This is a genomic window from Arenibacter echinorum (assembly GCF_003259375.1).
Lineage (GTDB): Bacteria > Bacteroidota > Bacteroidia > Flavobacteriales > Flavobacteriaceae > Arenibacter > Arenibacter echinorum.
In genome coordinates this window covers 298,187-316,679 of sequence record NZ_QLLN01000004.1, presented here as the reverse complement: position 1 = coordinate 316,679, position 18,493 = coordinate 298,187, and the positions used below count along the sequence as shown (strand labels likewise).

The 18,493-nt window shown below is 40.2% G+C and carries 12 protein-coding genes; 9 read left to right on the top strand and 3 right to left on the bottom strand.

The genetic code is table 11. The features are described 5' to 3' along the window. Positions 1–6: 6 nt before the first annotated feature. Both LV92_RS11820 and LV92_RS11815 read right to left on the bottom strand, forming a co-directional pair. Positions 7–1,209: an efflux RND transporter periplasmic adaptor subunit gene (locus LV92_RS11820; RefSeq protein ID WP_111623853.1), complete on the bottom strand. Its 1,203-nt coding sequence runs from the start codon at positions 1,207–1,209 to the stop codon at positions 7–9. Between the two features lie 10 nt (positions 1,210–1,219). Further along, the gene (locus LV92_RS11815) at positions 1,220–2,542 is read right to left on the bottom strand and encodes a TolC family protein (protein ID WP_111623852.1); all 1,323 of its coding nucleotides are present in this window, start codon (positions 2,540–2,542) and stop codon (positions 1,220–1,222) included. Between the two features lie 443 nt (positions 2,543–2,985). On the opposite strand from LV92_RS11815, the gene LV92_RS11810 reads away from it, so the two are divergent. Together LV92_RS11810 and LV92_RS11805 are read left to right on the top strand one after the other, a co-directional pair. Further along, on the top strand, positions 2,986–3,939 hold the full coding sequence (locus LV92_RS11810; protein WP_111623851.1) for a 2-dehydro-3-deoxygalactonokinase: 954 nt from the start codon (positions 2,986–2,988) through the stop codon (positions 3,937–3,939). Further along, on the top strand, positions 3,929–4,567 hold the full coding sequence (locus tag LV92_RS11805; protein ID WP_111623850.1) for a bifunctional 4-hydroxy-2-oxoglutarate aldolase/2-dehydro-3-deoxy-phosphogluconate aldolase: 639 nt from the start codon (positions 3,929–3,931) through the stop codon (positions 4,565–4,567). Before LV92_RS11810 ends, LV92_RS11805 begins: the two co-directional genes overlap by 11 nt. Before the next feature lie 90 nt (positions 4,568–4,657). On the opposite strand, the gene LV92_RS11800 is transcribed toward LV92_RS11805, so the two are convergent. Then, positions 4,658–5,779 (bottom strand): T9SS type B sorting domain-containing protein, encoded by a 1,122-nt coding sequence (locus LV92_RS11800; RefSeq protein WP_111623849.1) that lies wholly within the window; start codon positions 5,777–5,779, stop codon positions 4,658–4,660. Positions 5,780–5,945: 166 nt separating this feature from the next. On the opposite strand from LV92_RS11800, the gene LV92_RS11795 reads away from it, so the two are divergent. From LV92_RS11795 to LV92_RS11765, 7 genes are all read left to right on the top strand, one after another. Next, on the top strand, positions 5,946–7,121 hold the full coding sequence (locus tag LV92_RS11795) for a lactonase family protein (protein WP_111623848.1): 1,176 nt from the start codon (positions 5,946–5,948) through the stop codon (positions 7,119–7,121). 15 nt (positions 7,122–7,136) lie between these two features. After that, a complete protein-coding gene (locus LV92_RS11790; RefSeq protein WP_111623847.1) occupies positions 7,137–8,654 on the top strand; it encodes a sulfatase family protein in 1,518 nt (505 codons plus the stop codon). Between the two features lie 175 nt (positions 8,655–8,829). Continuing rightward, positions 8,830–9,435, top strand: a complete 606-nt coding sequence (locus LV92_RS11785) for an RNA polymerase sigma-70 factor (RefSeq protein WP_111623846.1) — start codon at positions 8,830–8,832, stop codon at positions 9,433–9,435. Positions 9,436–9,508: 73 nt separating this feature from the next. Then, positions 9,509–10,642, top strand: a complete 1,134-nt coding sequence (locus LV92_RS11780) for a FecR family protein (RefSeq protein ID WP_111623845.1) — start codon at positions 9,509–9,511, stop codon at positions 10,640–10,642. A 145-nt stretch (positions 10,643–10,787) separates the two neighbouring features. Then, positions 10,788–14,177, top strand: coding sequence for a SusC/RagA family TonB-linked outer membrane protein (locus LV92_RS11775; protein ID WP_211322967.1), 3,390 nt, complete (start codon positions 10,788–10,790; stop codon positions 14,175–14,177). A 4-nt stretch (positions 14,178–14,181) separates the two neighbouring features. After that, the gene (locus tag LV92_RS11770) at positions 14,182–15,852 is read left to right on the top strand and encodes a RagB/SusD family nutrient uptake outer membrane protein (protein WP_111623843.1); all 1,671 of its coding nucleotides are present in this window, start codon (positions 14,182–14,184) and stop codon (positions 15,850–15,852) included. A gap of 13 nt (positions 15,853–15,865) precedes the next feature. Further along, positions 15,866–18,391, top strand: coding sequence for an alkaline phosphatase D family protein (locus tag LV92_RS11765; protein ID WP_111623842.1), 2,526 nt, complete (start codon positions 15,866–15,868; stop codon positions 18,389–18,391). Positions 18,392–18,493 lie beyond the last annotated feature (102 nt).

Below are 18,493 nucleotides of genomic sequence, written 5' to 3'. Positions count from 1 at the left end.
TTATTTTTATTTTTTCTTGCCACCAGGTCGTTGTGGCATAAATGGACTCTCATTTGTTGCTTCTTTTGAAATTTCAGATTTACTAACACCTTTTAAACTATATACTAATTTTTCTCCATCAGTAACACCACTTACTATCTGCACGTTTACCCCATCACTTGCACCCAGTGCCACTGTTTTTGAAGTTATAGCTCCATTGGCTCCTAACACCCAAAGGGTTGTGTTGTCATTGTTATTATGGTTGTCGGAATTTGGTAAATTGTGTTGTTCATTATATTCCGCAAAGGTTTGGACGTTTGGTTTAAAATTCACCGCTTTGGCCTCAGCTGTTAAAACATCTTTCAATTCTAAGGTATAAATTGAAATTGTGGCTGTTAAACCTGGTTTCAGTTTTAAATCTGGGTTGTCTGCCTTAATTACTACTGTGTAGGTTACTACATTTGAAGTTACAGTTGGGTCTAATCTAACCTGTGTAACGATACCTTCAAAGATTTCCCCCATATAAGCATCTACCGTAAAAGTGACACGTTGCCCTTCTTTTACTTGGCCAATATCGGCTTCATCAACATCAGCTTCTACCTGCATTTCCTTTAAATCTTGTGCTATGGTAAACAATGTAGGCGTGCTAAAACTTGCTGCTACCGTTTGGCCTTCGTCTATTGCCCTGGAAAGTATCACACCATCTATGGGCGAATAAATATCGGCATAGCTTAGATTGGTTCTTGCCCTTTCAAGGTCGGATAAGCGTTGGGTCACCGTGCCTTTTGCCGTTTCAATATTATATTGGGAGTCATCAAAATCCGACTTACTGATCACCTGATTGTCATAAAGTGTTTTTTGTCGGTCGTAGATGGTCTGCATGTAGTTCCTTTGGCTCACCGCATTATCATAAGCTGCCTGTGCTTGTGTAAGTGCCGCCCTTAGGTTTGTTTTGTCCAATTCGGCAATCAATTGCCCTTCGGTCACTATGCTATTATAGTCTACGTATATTTTTTCCACAACTCCAGAAACTTGTGTCCCGACTTCTACTTGTATAATTGGTTCCATAGTTCCTGTTGCAGTAACCATCGTAGTTACATTTGCTTTTTTGGCCAGTACTGTTTTGGCTTCAACAACAATGGCATCACCACCACTTAAAAGGCTATAAGTTACAATGGCTAGTACTACTAATACAATGCTGCCTATAATGATACTTTTTTTATTTTTCATTTTAAATTAATTAAAGTTTAATATCGTTTCCTTGATAAAATTGTAGTAATTGGTGGTATAAAAGGCTTAGATATTTGGCCTGGATATAATTTTGTTCCGTATTGGTATAGGTATTCTGGCTTAAGATAAGGTCCGTTGTACTCAAAGCACCCAATTCATATTGTTTTTGTGCCAGTCTGAAGGATTCTTTTGCCGCATTTCTTGCGATATCGGCAGCTTCCATTTCACTCTGGGAGGTAATGGCATTTTGCCAGGCTGTTTCTATTTTTCTGTAGAGGTCTTTTTCTCCCTGCGCCAGTTCCAATTTGGCCATGTCAATATTGATTTTGGCTGTTTGCACCTCAGATTTGGTCTTGTTTCTGTTAAAAATGGGTACGTTCAGGGATAGTCCCAATCTTTGGTTGAAGTTCAGGTCCATTTGATCGGTGAAATTAAAATCTTGCGTAGAGGTGTAGCCAGAACCCAGACTTCCAGTTAAGGATAGGGTGGGCAGGTAGCCTCCTTTGGCAATGTCCAAGTCTTTTTCAGAAAGGGAAACATTTATCTTGCCTGCATTTATTTCCGGAAGATTTTCCAATGCTTCGGAATAGACTTCATTTAGGTCGGGGACAATATCCAGGATAATTTCATCTGCATCGGCAATCTCAAAATTAGTGTTTGGGGGCAGTTCCAATTGTTGTTTTAAAGATAAAAGCTGCAGCGCATAATCGTTTTTTGTATTTATAAGAAGGTACCGGTTTGTAGCGGTTTGCGATTGGGCATCGGTATACTCCTTTATGGCGATAGATCCGGCATCCAGTCTAGCCTTGGCCCTCTCTTCTTCTTTTTGCGATACCTCAAGGTTGTTTTCGGCAATCAATATATTCTCTTTGGCATATAGTAATTGAATATAACTTTCTGTAATGCTCAAAGTTATATTGTTCTTGGCCTCTTCCTCATATAGCGTATATTGATCTATTAGCAGCTTTCCTTGTTTTATCTGATTGTTGATCTGGTTCCCTTGGAAAAGGGTTAGCTGGGAGTTCAATCCCAGGCTGGTGGAATTGATCTGTTGGGAAACGAAATCGCTTGTAATGGGATCTATGGAATTCCCGTTTGTGAAATTCTGGGAAGCGTTGCCACTTAGATTGGGCAACCTTAAAGATTTTGTTGCCAGATAGCTGGCTTCAGTAATGTTCTTGGACAATTCGGCTTGTTTTACACTTATGTTGTTCTCCAGAGCGTAGTTAATGCACGCTTCCAATGTCCAAATTTTCTGGACAGAATCAATCGTTGTTTGCCCTTTTACAAACTGAGCAATAAAAAGGATTGTTAATATGATATATTTTTTCATGGATTTAAACCTTTCAAATGTAAATTCATATCAAATATCCCGCATAGGGCAACCAGAATTGAATGAAATAGATTGAAACGGGGATTCCCTATACCAATCGCCATATTTTATCGATGAATTTTTGGGCAAAGGGACTCTTCTGTCAATTTTTTGTGAGTTTGAACTATTGTGGGTGAAATCTAAAATGGTGTAATCCAGACATCAAGAAGCAAGCTTGGAATTTGTGCCAATATTTGTTTCGCTTTAGAGATATATTTTAAATATGAAAATAATTAACGTATTTTTCGGAAATAGTGGCATCTAAGGAACAATCCCAGATTTCATTTTGATAATTACAGGCGCTAAAGGGGAATAAAAATCAGCGATGTTGAAGAGGCTTGTACAACTATTGCACTTTACCATAATCTGACTAAATAAAGAGTAATTAAAGCATTATAATAAATATGGGGCTACCCGAAAAGTTTATCAGTTGTGATTGGGGCACCTCCAATTTTAGACTCCGTTTGGTAGAAACAAATTCTTTAAAGATCCTTTCGGAATGTAGGAGCGATTTGGGGATTAAAAAATGCTATGAGTTGTACAAAAAGCAAAAGGAACTAACCCAGAAAGCCTTTTTTACGAATTATTTGTTGGCACAGCTGGAGAAGTTGGATTTGAAGGAAGTTGGAAAGCGTTATGTGGTGTCTTCAGGAATGCTGTCCTCATCCATAGGCATGCAGGAATTGGAGTATTGTAAATTGCCCATTGCATTTTCTGGGGAAGATCTGATTAGTAATTGGGTTCCTTTGGGTAGGGATTTGGACCTCCTTTTAATCTCAGGGGCTAGAACCAATAGCGATGTAATGCGTGGGGAGGAAATCCAGGCCATAGGGCTTACGGATTACCTGCCCAAGAGGGGAATGGGGATACTTTTATTGCCAGGAACGCATAGTAAACATATCCAATTCAATGATGGGCAATTTATGGATTTCACTACCTATATGACCGGAGAATTATTTGAGGTTATTGGGAAACACAGTATTTTGTCCGCCTCCCTGGAGGAAGTGCCATGGAGCCCTTTATTTAAGGATACTTTTTTGAAAGGTGTTAAAAAAGGAGTGGACAACCAACAGATGTCATCGCTTTTTTCCATTAGGGCAAATAGTTTGATACATAAATCCTCCAGCTCTGAAAACTATTATTTTCTGTCCGGATTGCTGATCGGAGCGGAGTTGTCCCATTTGAAAGATAGCAGGGAAACGGTATACCTTGCGGTAACTGGTATACAAAACGAGTTGTACCAATTGGCTTTGAAATCGTTTCTGGCGGAAGCCCGAATAGTTTGTTTTGACCCACAAATTATAGAAACGGCCCTATTGGTTGGCCAGCGAAAAATTTTGGAAGCAAATGTTAAATAAAGAATCATTTTCATGGGAGCTCTACAATAGGGCCCCCATTGTGGGTATTGTAAGGGGAGTGTCCATGGACGTTATTCAGGATATTGCCAAGGCGTATCTACGGGCGGGCCTGCACACCATAGAAATAACCATGAACACTCCTGGAGCTGCCCAAATGATAGCCATGCTGCGGAAAGAATTTCAGCAGCTCAATGTTGGTGCTGGTACGGTCTGCAATTTGCAGGATTATGAAATAGCCGTTGCTGCCGGAGCCCAGTTTATTGTGACCCCGATCATTGATGAGGCCGTTATTAAAACTGCCGTAGCCCAAGAGATACCTATTTTTCCAGGAGCTTACTCCCCTACGGAAATATATAAGGCTTGGAGTTTAGGGGCATCGGCTGTAAAAATATTCCCGGCCTCCCAGCTTGGGGTTCAATTTATAAGGGACATTGCGGCTCCACTTAACGATATTAAGCTTTTGCCTACTGGCGGGGTTTCTTTGGAAAATATCAAATCTTTTTTTGAGGCTGGTGTTGTAGGCGTAGGAATGGGCAGTTCACTCTTTAATAAAAAACTTATTCAAGATGGAAATTTTGAAGGGCTGACCGAGCATTTCGCCAAGATAAAAGCTGAAATTGGTCGTTAGATAGGAATGAATTTGGCGATTAAAAAAAAGGATTTTTAGGAAAAAGAAATGAAGGCCTTACATTACTGGCGGAAATGGATAGCTGTATTTTCATCGTTTTAAGCTGAAGTGTCCGCTTAAGGACTTATTGTTGCCCAAATTCACAAAGAACCAATAATCCGATGAGGGCATTGGTGAGCCATCATAGCTGCCGTCCCAGCCCTGGCTGTCAAATTCCAACATACGTACTAATTTTCCATACCGGTCATAAATTAATACAGGTGACCTTTCCGTAATATTTAATTCAGCACGGTTAAGCTGCCAAAAGTCATTGATGCCATCTCCATTAGGCGTGAAGAATTTTGGGAATTGCATTGCGCTAGCCTGGCCAACACAGTCTAAAGGGTCAATGTTAATTCTAAAACTGGATTGTTCCATACAGGAACCTACCTGGTTTATAATATATATTAGCTGACTGTTGGCAACTCTAATGCCAGCTTGGAGTTCGCTGCCTGTGCCGTTGGGTCCGGTATAATAACGGTTGTTCGCACTAAGTACTGGTAGCGCAAAACTTTCACACACCACCACATCATCCAATAGGTCAACAAGTGGGGGGCTTACCAACCTAAGGCTAAATATAGTCTCTTTTAAGCAGCCATTGGCATCCGAAGCTCTAACCAGAAGAGTATATGGGCTGGAGTTTGGGTTTGGCAAAAGTTGGTTGAGATCAATGGCATTACCGATCAAATCAGAATAGGTTAACAAAAGATCTTCCTGCGCACCTATAAGTTCCCGTTCAATACTAGCAAAATCTACAAAAATTTCATTGGTCCCTACGTTTTCGGTATAACAGACCGATATATCTTTTTTTGAATTTATATAAAAGTCACATTCCTGGGGGGTGCTAAACGACCACTTTGGGCAACCGCTGGCAATTTCCATATCGTTGAAAGGAGTAATGGTAACATAGATAGTAGCATTGTTTGGAAAATTGATTTCTTCACTATAATTCACCATATATATTGTTTTGCTCAGGATATCGTCAGAAGTAGGGGAGCTTCCCAGAGTTAAAAGGTAGCCAGATGCCGAAGGGGTTTCCGACCACGAAATAATTGTAGGTGAACTAATGTTTACGGAACCGTTGGGGGGACTTATCATTGTTGGGCATTCCAACTGCGCATGGGAGAGTATTCCACATAGAGCTATGGATAAGTAAAGCAGTTGTTTTCGCATTCTACATCGTTCAGGCTATACAAGATACTACAAATGCCTTGTTTTCAATGTGCTATGGGTGTTTTTATTTATAGAATGAAGGCTTGTAAATGAAAATGTTTAAACTCTTTTTTTTTAGAGAGCAGGTATCATTATATTTAAGATTCAATATTAATAATAAAATGATATGTTAAGACTTCCATTGCAACAGTATTCTGGATTCATAGCCCTATTATTGGTGACGTCTATTTTAATCGGATGTAAATCGAACTCCAAAAAGAAAGAAATATCCGAGACGGATTTTGAAAAAATAGAAAATTCCAAAGGAAAAATTCAAAAACTTTTGGTAGGAAGTTTTGCCGAAGGTGAGGACCAAGGTATTTACCAGCTCGACTTCAATACTGAAACAGGGCAACTTTCCAATAGCCACCGTGTGGCCGAAGAGAGTAAACCAGGTTATCTATACCTTTCAAAGAATGGTGACATGGTCTATTCCTCTAATGGAACTAAACCGGGCAGTGTATCTGCATTCCAATGGAACGAAGATAAAACGGCTTTGAACAGAGTGGCCAATCTACCAAGTAAAGGAGATGGGGCCTGTTATGTTGGGGTAAGTCCCGAGGAACATCTTGTTGCTGCAGCAAATTATAGCTCGGGCAGTATTGTACTATATCCCATTAATGAAAAGGGGGTTATATTGGATGAACCCCAAGGGATACAACATACGGGAAGTGGTCCGCATCCCAACCAAAAAACAGCCCATGCACACTGTGTACAATTTTCGCAAAACGGAAAATTTTTATATGCCGTAGATTTGGGTATTGATCAGATTTTGACGTATCCAATTAATTCGGAAAAGAAATTGGGCAAAGCGGAAGTCGGTCTACAATTGGATCCTGGCGACGGTCCAAGACATCTTGTATTCCATCCAACGCAAAACAAGGTGTTTATTATAAATGAACTGTCCAGTACCGTCTTGTCGGCCACCGTGGATGAAGAGACCGGAGTTTTTACAATAATAGATAAAAAGAGTACGCTCCCAGATGATTACCAGGAACCAAATGCCTGTGCCGATATTCATATTAGTAACGATGGCCGATTCCTTTATGCTTCCAACAGGGGGCATAATAGTATAGCTGTTTATTCTGTATCTGAAAGCGGAGATTTAAAACTTCTGACCATAGAACCTGTGCAGGGGGATTGGCCTAGGAATTTTGCCTTGTCACCAGATGGCAATTTTCTTTTGGTAGCCAACCAGAAATCGGATAATATCACTGTTTTTAAGGTAGATGGCCAAACCGGGCTTTTAAACTATACTGGAAATGAAATAGCTATTCCACAACCAGTTTGTTTAAAGTTTTAAAACAATTAAGCCCCAATGTCCAACCATGACCTAGATGCCTTAAAGCTATTTATTTTCACTTTTGCACTATGGAACATTTCCTGCACTCCAAAAAAGGAGTCAAAGCAAATTGATGACCAACGGCCTAATATTGTTCTTATAATAGCAGACGATATGGCTTGGGACGATAGCGGGGCATATGGACATCCAAACATAAGGACCCCAAATATAGATAAGCTTGCCAAGGATGGGATGCGATTTGACCAGGCATTTCTTACTGCCAGTTCCTGCAGTCCCAGTAGAACAAGCATTATCACTGGGCTATACCCGCACAATACCAATGCCGAGCAACTACACTGGCCACTTACCCCGGACAAAATGACCCTTGTGGAAAAGTTGAAAGACTCCGGTTATTGGACCGCCCAGGCCGGAAAATGGCATATGGGAGATGCTATTAAGGACCGCTTCGATGTGGTGTATGACATAGGGACATCTGGGTTTCAGTTGGCACCGGATGGTTCCAAAGCCAAGCAAAAAGGAGATGGTAGCGGTTGTGAAAATTGGGTTCCCTTAATTAAAGAGCGGCCCAAGGATCAGCCTTTTTTTCTATGGTTGGCGGCCGTTGATCCCCATCGTCCTTATACGGATGATATTGTAGCCTTTCCGCAGAACAATGAAGATGTAATTGTACCTCTATATATGCCGGATACGGAAAAGGTACGGGAGGACTTTGTGTATTACTACAACGAAATTTTAAGGCTGGATGATTATGTGGGCCAAGTAGTGGCGGAATTGGATAAGCAGGGAATATCGGAGAATACGTTAATTCTCTTTATTAGCGATAATGGAAGGCCATTTCCAAGAGATAAGACAACCCTTTACGATGGAGGTATAAAGACTCCGTGGATTGTAAAATGGCCCAAAAGCGTGAAGCCTAATTCTATTTGTAGCAACCTGGTCAGTGCTGTGGATATTGCGCCCACCTTTTTAAAATTGGCTGGTCTTGAACCCCTTCCTGCTTTTGAAGGAAAGGATTTTTCAAGGATGTTGACGAGTCCTGAAATTAGTATTAGGGAGATGGTATATGCCGAAGATCATTGGCACGACTATGAGGACTATACCCGGGCTATTAGGACCAAGAAGTTTAAATATATACGTAATTTTTATCCCGATCTTCCCAACACCCCTTCGGCGGATGCCTTTGTCAGCGGTACATTTACTGAAATGCTCAGACTGAAGGAAGCCGGAGGACTTACCCAAGCCCAGATGGCATGCTTCCTTACTCCCAGACCCAACGAAGAGCTTTACGATATGGAGAATGACCCTTATGAACTTATTAATTTGGCAGAGGACAGAGATTATCAGGAAAGTTTGGTGACTTTGCGGGAAGAAATGAAAAAGATAAGACGGATTACCAATGATAGTCTACCTTCTTTTAGGACTCCGGATGAATTTGATAGGGAAACCGGTAAATCAAATTCGTTTAGGAAACGCCCGCGACCCTCTAAAAAAGAAATGGAAAAAATAATTCAAAATACCACTCAGTCCAATTGAAAGAGACAAATCCTTTCTTGAATGGTTAATGGAATTCGTGAAAATTTGCTGTAGCCTAGGCATTGTTAAAAAAAATAATTTTTACACGTATATTTTACATTTAATAAAATTTTGTATATTTAGCTGCTATATTGGCAAATAAGCTTCTTTAAGTTTGTGTAATTCTTAATTTATAATGGAGAAAGCGCAGTTAAGTTTGGCAGATTTTCGGTTCCTTCAATTTAAGGAAGGAGATCGGCGTGCTTTCGAGTATTATTTTAAAGAATATTACAATAGTATTGTTGGGTTTGGTATTCAATTTATAAGGGACAAGGACAAAGCTGGAAGTATTGCCCAGGATGCATTCATAAAGCTATGGGAGAATAGGGAAAAGGTCCAGAAAATTAATGGAATTAGATCCTTTCTATATACTTCGGTAAAAACCGATTGCTTAAACTTAATAAGACATAACAAAGTTGTTCGGAAGTATGAATCCAAGCTACTGCACGAAAGGGAGAGCAGCTTGCACACAGAAATTTTAAACTCCTTAAATTTTGATTCCGTCACCTTTTCGGAATTGGAAAGCCTTATTGAAAAGTCTATAGAGGAATTGCCAGACAAATGTAAGCTGGTATTTGTAAAAAAGCGATTTGAAAATAAGAAGAACAAAGAGATTGCGGACGAGCTAGGTATTACTCTCAAAGCAGTAGAGGCCAATATTACGCGAGCAACCAAATTCCTTAAATTAAGACTCTCCCATTACGTATTACATATATTTATTTATTGTTTTTTGCAATTTTAGCAAAAAAATCATAAATCAATGTAGGGTAAAGGACTTCTAAAGTGTACTTAATTGGAACGCTAAATTCCAGTTAATGGATCACCATTTAATTTCAAAGTATCTTTTAGGAAATGCCACAGAGGAGGAAGTGGAACAAATCTTTCAATGGGTGGATGATTCCCCAGAGAATAAAAGAGTTTTTATTCAATATAAAAAGGCCTGGGCCTTGGGTGCCAAAAGCTATGAAGATAGCCAACTGGCCTGGAAGGCCTTGGAGTCAAAACTAGACAACAACAAATCCAAATCTGGATTCTCAGGACTCATAATGTATGCCGCCATCTTAGTACTTCTAGTGGGCATAGGGTATTTCTTTAAACAACAAAAATCAAATTATGATTTACCGGTCATCGATGAAAACGCCATAACCTTGCAATTGGGCAACGGAAATATTCAGGTTATAACCGAAGATGGAGAACAAACCATTGTTGACAAAAAAGGAAAGCTGGTTGGTATACAGAAAGGAAATGTTCTAAATTATAAGAGTGTTTCAAATGATCTTGATACTACAAAACCTATATACAACGAATTGACCATACCTTATGGTAAAACCTTTAAGTTGGTTTTGTCCGATGGTACAACCATTCACCTTAACGCAGGGAGCTCCATTAAATATCCGGTAAAATTTATTGAAGGTGCCCAAAGGGAAGTATTCTTAAAAGGGGAAGCTTTTTTTGATGTTGTCAAAAATGCAAACCAACCTTTTGTAGTAAATGTAAACGAATTGAACGTCAGGGTCTTGGGAACCAAATTCAATGTTTCTTCCTATCCTGAAGATGAGATTATCAATACTGTTCTTGTAGAAGGGTCTGTTGCTCTGCATGATAAGGATTTTACATACAATGCTTCAACCGCAGTTTTATTGGAACCGGGCTATAAAGGGGAATGGAACCCCGATTCAAAAGAAACAACCTTGGCAAGAGTAGATACAAATGAGTATACCAGCTGGGTAGAAGGAAGGATGATCTTTAGAAACACTCCCTTTAAAATCATTAGGAAAAAACTGGAAAGACACTATAACATCTCAATTAAAAACAATAATAAAATACTGGAAGAGAGGACCTATAATGCGGTTTTCGATGTTGAAAGTATAGAACAGGTGTTGCGAACTTTAAATGAAATTTATTCTATTGAGTACATCATTGATCAAAATGAAATAGTAATTAATTAATCTTAAAACAATTAAATATGAAGTGAATTTTTAGAGTCTAGGACACAATCTACTTTATAAAAAAAACCAGAAAATGCTTGCGACATTTTCTGGCAGATTAAAGTGATTAAAAATTTTTATTAACCACCAAATGTATTACTAAATTATGAAAAAATTTAACAAACCACGGAATCGTAATGGTTGTCCATGGCGATTCGATTTGAAAATGAAATTAACAACCCTATTTTTATTAGTTGCACTTTTTCAAGTTAATGCAAGTACCTATTCCCAAAGCACAAAAATAGACTTGAATCTTAACAATGTTAAGGTGTTTGACGTTCTCAATGAAATTGAATCCCAGACGGAATTTAAGTTCTTTGTGGACACTAAAGAAGTGGATTTGGAAAGAATGTTTTCCATAAAAGTGAAAAGGGAAACTATTTCCAAGATATTGGAGAGAGTGTTTAAGGGAACCGATATTGTTTATAAGGTTTTGGACAAACAGATAGCCTTAAAACCTGGGGTTAAAGAAGAAAATGTTGACCAAAGTAGCACGCAGGAAATGGGATTGAAGCAACTTACTATTTCAGGTACGGTTGTGGACGATAGCGGGACGCCATTGCCAGGGGCAAATATTGTGGAAAAAGGAACCACGAATGGGGTAACAGCCGATTTTGACGGTAATTTTTCTATTGAGGTAGCAGATGCCAACGCCACGCTGGTAGTTTCCTATATTGGATTTTCAACTATTGAAGTACCTTTAGATGGGCAAACCAGCCTTAGTATTACCCTTCAAGAAAGTGCGGCAGGATTGGATGAGGTTGTCGTAGTAGGTTATGGAACCCAGAAGAAGATCAACGTAATTGGCTCCATATCACAAGTATCTTCCAAGGACATTGAAAATAGGCCTGTAACACAGGCGTCCCAAGCAATAACGGGGCAGATGCCGGGAGTTACGGTAATACAAAGATCGGGAAGACCCGGACAAAGTGGAGGGGAGATCCGCGTTAGGGGAGTTGGTTCATTTGGAGCTGACGCCAATGCCCTTGTTTTGATAGATGGTATAGCAGGTACCATGAATGATATTAATCCAGACGACATTGCTTCCATCTCCGTTCTTAAGGACGCTTCTTCGGCAGCTATCTATGGGGCCAGATCAGCCAATGGGGTAATTTTAATTACTACTAAAAGCGGCAGTAACAAGAAATTTTCAGTTAGCTACAATAGCTATATTGGTGTTAATGAAGCCACTGAACTTCCTGAATTCGCCAACTCTTGGGAGTATGCGGAAATGTACAATATAGCTTCAGGGAGCACTAGTTTTACTGCTGATGACATTGACAGATACAGGGCGCAAAACGATCCTGATAATTATCCCAATACAAGGTTCTTGGAAGATCTGTTTTCTAGAAATGGAATTCAGACATCACATACACTTACCGTAAATGGTGGTGATGAAAACAACAAGTACTATGTATCTGCAGGTATTTTGGATCAACAGGGGATAGTACCTAAGAATAGCTTTAACCGCTATAACTTTCGTATGAATCTCAATAATAAGTTGGGCGAAAAATTTGAATTGAACTCTAGATTTTTTGGAGCCTTGGAGGAACGAAAAGAGCCACAGGCCACTGCAAATAAAGGAGGCGGATTTTTAGATCAACTTGTTCAAAATGCAGTGCGTTATCCGGCAACTTTCTTGGGCCGGGATTCCCAGGGCAATTACGGAATAGGACCGGAAAGTGGAGGAACTCCAGTTGCTTGGTTGGATTCCAAGTCCTATTTGACCAATCCTACAACTAGGGTCGGGGTAAATGTAAAATTGGACTGGAAGCCTAATGATGATTTGGTCTTTTCCGCTATTGGGGGTTATAATTTTACTCTTTATGAGGAGCGCTCCTATCTGGGATCACAAAGACTTAATGAGGATGTGTTTTTAGGTCAATCGTATTTAAATCAACAGAGCAACAAAACTATTTTTAAGACCATGCAGTTTACCGGGGAGTATTCCAAGGAATTTGGGTCGCACGATTTTAGCTTATTGGCTGGATATTCCTTTGAAAATGAAGAGCTATCCCTTTTCAATGGTTACCGTCAAGATTTTGCGAGTAATGACTATACTGTAATGGATCTTGGAAGTGCCGAAAATCAGCAATCTGGGGGCTATGATGCGGAATGGGCCTTGCAATCCTTTTTCTCCCGTCTTAAATACAGTATAGACCAAAAATATCTTTTTGAGGCTACTATGCGGTATGACGGATCATCGCGTTTTCCGGAGAATAATAAATATGCATTTTTTCCCTCTGCGGCTGTGGGATGGCGTATTTCCCAAGAAGACTTTATGCAAGGGGTATCTTGGATGTCCAATTTAAAAGCAAAGGCTTCATGGGGTATATTAGGAAACCAAAATATAGGTAATTATCCTTATCAAACGGTTTTGGCCTCAGGAAGGGATTATTCCTTGGGAGGTGGACTTGCAACTGGGGCAGCATATGCCAATTACAAGGATGCCAATATTAAATGGGAATCTACTGAAACTATTGACATAGGAATCGAATCCGGTTTTTTTGACGGACAGCTAACTTTTAATGCTACCTATTTCAATAGAAACACAACAGATGTACTATTTAAGCCTTCTGCAAGTGTATCCTCGGTCTTAGGAGTTGGTATAAGTGAGACCAATACCGGAGAAGTTAAAAATACGGGATGGGAATTTGACTTGGGCCATCGTGGAAAAGCTGGAGATTTTGGATATTCCATCAACGCTAATTTTTCGATCATCAATAATGAGGTTGTTACCTTGGGACTTGGTAATGTAGAGCAGCCCAATGGGTTTGTAGGAAATGGTTCCGACTTGTTTATAGGCTATCCCATGCAAATGTACTACGGCTATAAAGCCGATGGTGTGTTTTTAAATGATGGTGAGGTAGATAGCTGGCCAGATATGTCAGCGGTAAATCCTACCGCACAGGCAGGTGATTTTAGATATAAGGATATCAGTGGACCGGACGGGGTTCCGGATGGTAAGGTAGATCCTACTTATGACCGGACCTATTTGGGAAGCCGTATACCTAAGTATACTTTTGGCGCTAATCTAGGTTTTAATTATAAAAACTTCGATCTATCCGTTTTATTACAAGGAACGGCAGGGGTAAAAGGCCAATTGGACGGTTATGCCGGTTATGCTTTCTTTAATCTAGGGAATATTCAAACTTGGCAAATGGACGGTAGGTTCGATCCCGACAGCCCAGTCCGTTATCCAGATTATCCTAGACTGGAAGTATTGACCAATAGCGGATCGGCCAATACGGAAACATCGGACTTTTGGGTCATCAATTCTGGGTATTTGCGTATAAAGAATATTCAGATGGGATATAATTTTCCTGATGCGGTCAATGAAATTCTAGGGATAGATAATTTAAGATGTTATTTGGGCGCAGAGAATTTGCATTCTTTTAATTCCTATAGAAAGGGATGGGACCCAGAAATAACTGGGGGCGGAGCATATTATCCCATATTAACTACCTACACTTTTGGTATAAACCTAAAATTTTAAGATCATGATCAAAATATATAACAAACATTCATCTAAATCAAGGGTTCTGGGATTACTTCTTCTAGGAATTGTCTCCTTGGGAACAGTAATTTCCTGCGATAAGGAATTGGAACAATTTCCCAGTAACGCCTTTGCGGCCGATAATTTCTGGACTTCGGAGTCCAATGCCAACATTGCGCTGACAGGAGCCTACAGAGGGGCCGTGGAATATAGTACACAGGTTGTGCCTTCGGATTGGTGGACCTATTGTGGCATTGTGTTTATGGAATTTGCTACGGACAACGCCTATGATCGAAGAGGTGATAATTCCACCCAGAACCGATTGACAAATGGTACTTTGCTACCAAATAACAACGTTGTTAACGGATATTGGCAAGGGTCTTATAAGCGTATCGCCATTTGCAATGATTTCCTGGAAAATATTGAAAAAGTAGATATGGAACAGGCTAAGATTGATAGAATGAAGGCCGAAGTACAGTTTCTAAGGGCTACACAGTATTTTTATCTATCACAGTTTTGGGGTAGCGCTCCTTTAGTTACGGCTACTTTAACACCTGATGAGGCTAATAACGTGGATAAGGCCTCTAAAACGGAATTGGTGACATTTGTTGAGAATGAGCTTAAGGCTGCTGCAGCAGCACTTCCGGCATTCGGCGATTTAAAAGCAGGGGAAGCTGGTAGGGCCAGTAAACAGGCAGCATTGGCTTTTTTAGGGAGATTGTATCTCGGGGAGAAGAGATTTCCTGAAGCTTCTGTAGCATACAAACAGATTATAGATATGGGCGATAATATTATTGATCCAGATTATAGCTCACTTTTTATTCCTTCCAATGAAAATAGCAGTGAAAACATTTTTAGTTCCCAATATTTTGGTGGTCAGGCAGGTAATTCATTACCCCAGCACGCCTATCCGGCAGTTGCTTCGGGCTGGCATATCGTAAACCCTTTGGGTAGTCTTGCCGATGCCTATGGTTTTAATGATGGTACCCCTTTGTCCTATGATGACCCTAGATTTGACTATAACGACATGGGTGCAAACAGGGATCCAAGATTTAGGTACAATTTTATTTGGGATGGTGCTACGTTTGCTGGCAGGACCTATGATTGTAATCCGGATTCAACTGGTTCGGTAGATCAATTGACCTATTCCAAGCAGGCTACCAGGACAGGATATGGTTTAAGAAAATTCTTTGACGAGTCGTTCAGCGGTAACCTAAGGACCGATTATGGTGGCAATATTCCTATTATCAGGTATGCCGAAGTATTGTTGAGCTATTTGGAGGCCGAACTCGAAGCGGGTAATGCCATTACCCAACAATTGTTGGATGAAACTATCAATGCCGTTAGGGGTAGGGAGTCCGTAGGGTTGCCGGCTATTACGGAAACCAATACGGATGCTCTTAGACCACTATTAAGAAACGAGCGAAGAATTGAGTTGGCTTTGGAAGGGCAACGTTTGTGGGATATCTTTAGATGGGGAATTGGAGATGAAGTGTTAGTGGGAGATTTCTGGGGTGCACCATTCCCAAACTCCACCTTATATCCAACCACATCAAAAAAAATAGATCCACAGTCTAGGTGGTATGTTACCACCAAGAATTTCCGGGAAGGTGTAGACGATGTATGGCCGATTCCAGAATCGGAAATCAATGTAAATCCTAAGTTAGGTAATTAATACTATTGCTAAAATGGTTTTAAAGAGAAGAAATTTTATTCAAAAAGTAGGGTTGGCAATTCCAATGATTGCCAACCCTTTCTCCAATATATTCGCCCAAAGTGGTGTGTTGGATAATGAGCTAAAAAGTAGTTCTGGAAAATCCATTGCCTTTAATTTTGAAAATTTAAATGAGAGAGTTTGGATTGGAAAGGATTTTTGGAGTATTCCCATGGAAGATTGGGAAATAGGAAATAAAAGGCTGGAGTTTAAAGGGACTATGCGAAATGCCCGTCTTCATCTATTGACTTATGTGCTTAAAAAGGACATGGGAGATTTTCGCATTAAAAGTAGAATTGGGATTTTAAAAAATAATAATGACAAAGGGAGTGTCGGTTTTTCTAGCGGAATAAAGGATGCTACCGATCCAAAGAGTGTAAAAGCGGCCTGTTATTTTGGTGAAGGATTATCTACAGGTATTTCCTTGGAAGGCAAATTGTTTGTGGCCGACAAAGAAGCTGAGCTTCCGGAAAATTTTGATTTTAGCGATTTTACTCTGGAATTGGGGGTGTCACCAAAAAATGGAGATTACGAATGTACCTTGATCGCTGTGGACAAGGATGATCGTAAAGCGGAATTGGCATATCGCCACGCCGGAGAGATCGAAGGCCTGGTGGCTTTGGAACAGAACATGAACGAAAAGGAGGGGAGTACCTTCTGGTCTCGGTCAATTGCCCTTGATGGCACAAAGGTTGAATATGTCCCCGATAACAGTTTTGGACCTATCCTTTGGACCATGTACACACTTTCAAAAGGGAAACTTAAATTAACGGCACAACTACCTCCTGTAAGCAACAGAGATTCACAAAAGGTGGAGCTTCAATTTTTTAAGAAGGGTAAGTGGGTCAAGGAAGAAAAAGGCGAAATTGATCCTGTATCCTACAGTACTATTTTTTCAATAGAAAATTGGGATTCAGCCCAAGATACACCTTATCGTTTGGTCTATTCCATAGACAAGGAAAAGCATTATTATAAAGGCGCTATAAGACAAGAGCCAAATGACCGGCCACTGCGATTTGGAGGTTTAACCTGTCAGGAATGGGCAGGATATCCATATCGTCCCTTGGTGGAGAATCTTGAAAAATCCAACCCGGATATGCTTTATTTTTCGGGGGATCAATTGTACGAGGGCAATGGAGGATATCCTATAAAAAGACAGCCAGAGGACAGCGCAATTCTAAACTATTTGGGAAAATGGTATATGTTTGGTTGGGCTTTTGGAAATATTATGCGCGACCGGCCTACAATCTGTACGCCCGATGACCACGATGTTTATCAAGGTAATCTTTGGGGAGAAGGAGGTGAAGGCATTTCTTTTGAAGCTTGGGAAAAGGTAAGGGATGCCCATGGCGGACTTGTGCAGACACCCAATATGGTCAATGTGGTTTTTCGCACCCAATGTGGTCACCTTCCAGATCCATATGACCCATCACCTTTACCATCAGGGATTACCAATTGGTTTACACAAATGGTTTACGGGAAGGTTAGTTTCGCTATTGTGAGTGATAGATTATTTAAATCCGGTCCAGAGATGCTTAGGAGTGGGGAAGGTAGGATAGATCATCTTACTGCCCCGGCCAAACCGGAAGAACTTGATTCAAATGACCTGGATTTCTTTGGAAATCGTCAAATGGAGTTTTTGAATGGCTGGATCGAAGATTGGCAGGGAGCGAATATGAAGGTGCTGTTAAGTCAGACTTTATTTTCCAATGTAGGTACCCATCATGGTCCCAAAAAGCAATTCTTATTTGGCGATTTGGACTCGGGAGGTTGGCCAAAATCAAAACGGGATGAGGTAATACGGACCATTAGAAAAGCTTCTGTTTTTCATATCAACGGAGATCAGCACCTGCCTTTTATGGTACAATATAGTGTTGATGAAGTACGGGATGGGGGCTGGACCTTCTGTACCCCGGCCATTTCAACGGGATACCCAAGATGGGGACAACCAGATTCAGTCAATGTACCTTTTACGGATAGACCAGAACATGGGCTGCCCAATACGGGTAGCTATCGAGATGGATTTGGAAATACTAATTATATCTATGCCGTTGGGAATCCGACAGATGATTTTGACCTAGAGAAAAATAGATACTTAAAGGCTCAGAAAAAGGCATCTGGTTTTGGGATAGTTACTTTTGATACCGGAGCAAGGACTATAAAAATGGAAGCAATTCGATTTTTGGCAGACCTTGATGTGGATTCCGAAGACAATACCTACCCGGGATGGCCATTGACCATTGGCCAGGATGATAACGATGGCAGAAGGGCCTTGGGCTACCTGCCTAGATTACAGCTTAAGGAATCTAACCAAGTTGTTAAGATTATTAATGAAGAGACCAATGAAATGGTAAAATCGTTGAGGGTTAAAGGAAAGGAATTTGTGCCAGAAGTATACTCTTTGGCCAAATATACCTTGATCATAGGGGAAGGGCAAAATGAAAAAGTCATTAAATCGATTGCCATAAGTACGGATCCCAAAGAGGTTATGGAGGTCTAGGGCAATTGAATAAAATAGGTGGAAAGGTGCCTATCAAAAATATATGGGTTGTACCTTACTAGCCTCTAAAACCAAAATCATTAAAATTAACTAAATAGAAAA